Source organism: Ructibacterium gallinarum, from assembly GCF_014982785.1.
Taxonomy (GTDB): Bacteria; Bacillota; Clostridia; order Monoglobales; family Monoglobaceae; genus Ructibacterium; species Ructibacterium gallinarum.
In genome coordinates this window covers 1-1,589 of the sequence record NZ_JADCKB010000067.1, presented here as the reverse complement: position 1 = coordinate 1,589, position 1,589 = coordinate 1, and the positions used below count along the sequence as shown (strand labels likewise).

The following is a 1,589-nucleotide window of genomic DNA, read 5'->3' as shown; positions in this document are numbered from 1 at the left end:
ACCTAACAATGTTATCACCGCCTGCACTGATCCTAATCGTTCAAACTCTTTTAAAGCTCTTTCTTTTTCTTCTCTCGTATACATTTCTTTTACTCCTTTCAGAGTCCAAGATTATGTCCGCATACCCAATGCTATTTAGAATATGTAAAGCAGCTATTGGTCAAGCCAATATAAATGCGCAGGAAATGCAAAATATAGGGCTCTATCTACCGCCAATTGAGCGACAACAGCAATTTGTTCAATTCAAGGAACAGGTCGACAAATCAAAAGTTGTTGTGCAAAAAAGCCTTGAGCAAGCAGAAACACTAAAAAAAGCATTAATGCAAAAATATTTTGGATAGAGGGATTTTATGGAAGAATTTTCTATAAATATAGCTAACAAATATGGGGTAGAAACTTATCAAGATACAAAAAATACATACGATTGGATAAAAAACGCTATAAACGAGTTAGGTTATAAAAATGTTAAAATATATGAAAAATTTGATTTTAAAATATCTAAATTAAATTGTACCTGTGATAATTTAGAGGAATTTATAAAAAATGCATATAAACAGAATAACTATGAGTTTAAAAATTTTTCACTTAGTGTTTATTCCAATAATGTAATAGAGCTTTTTGTTTTTATTGGATTTAATGGTGATATAAGCATTTCTTCAAATAAAAAAGTTTTATTGGAAAAGTTTGAAAAGATATTGGAAAATACTTTTTTAGAACAAGACTTATTAAACAATCATACTTCTACTACATACATTGGAAATGTTACTAATAATACAATTTCTGTTAAAGGAAATAATAATACCATTGTAAATGATAATAGCCATATAGAAACAATTAAAAAGGAAAGAGAAAGTAACTTCAAACAGTGGCTACGTGCTATCGGACAAAATATTGCCTCTAATATAGTATGAGCTATAATAATTTCTTGTGGCTCAGTTGTAATATGGTTAATTCTTTCACTGATTAAATGAAAGCGAGGTGATACGCCATGACAAACTTTGATTTTTTAAAATCAGATCCGCAGTTTTCTGCTTTTGCTGATGTGGCCATATCGGCTGAAAAAATATTAAATATTGATACGGCGGCATCTGTTTTAAACTGCCGCCGTGCCATGGAGTTTGCCGTAAAGTGGATGTATTCCGTTGATAAAGATTTGAAAATGCCTTATGACAATACATTAGCTTGCCTGATGAGCACTGAAGAATTTCGGGATATTGTGGATTCCGATTTATATAAACGGATGGAGCTTATCCGAAAAACAGGCAATATTGCCGCTCACGGCGCAAAGAAAATTTCGATGGATCAAGCAAAGCTGTGCTTAGAAAATCTTTACATATTTTTAGATTTTGTTGCTTATTGCTATGGAACAGATTATACAGAAAAAGCCTTTGATAAGACACTGCTTGACAAGAGCGGCGAGCCTGTTACTGATACACAAAAAGACCTTGACTTTGAAAAATTGATTGCAGAAAACAAAGCTTTAAAAGAAGAACTGACCGCACGCCGCAGTGAACAAAAACAGTCTTATGTTCCAAAACCTCTTGACATAACAGAATATAAAACGAGAAAGCTTTACATAGATACCATGC

Annotated in this window: 3 protein-coding genes; all 3 read left to right on the top strand. The window is 32.3% G+C overall.

Annotated elements, in window-relative coordinates:
- Positions 1-341 (top strand): restriction endonuclease subunit S (locus INF28_RS12700; protein ID WP_226393819.1); only part of this gene is annotated, 341 nt, incomplete at its 5' end.
- A gap of 9 nt (positions 342-350) precedes the next feature.
- A complete protein-coding gene (locus INF28_RS12695; protein ID WP_226393818.1) occupies positions 351-911 on the top strand; it encodes a hypothetical protein in 561 nt (186 codons plus the stop codon).
- Between the two features lie 77 nt (positions 912-988).
- A partial coding sequence (locus tag INF28_RS12690) for a DUF4145 domain-containing protein (RefSeq protein ID WP_226393817.1) occupies positions 989-1,589 on the top strand: 601 nt, incomplete at its 3' end.

What these genes read in the sequence shown, in the direction of transcription:
- INF28_RS12695 (WP_226393818.1), top strand. Translation starts at nt 351, where the DNA reads ATGGAAGAATTTTCTATAAATATAGCTAACAAATATGGGGTAGAAACT.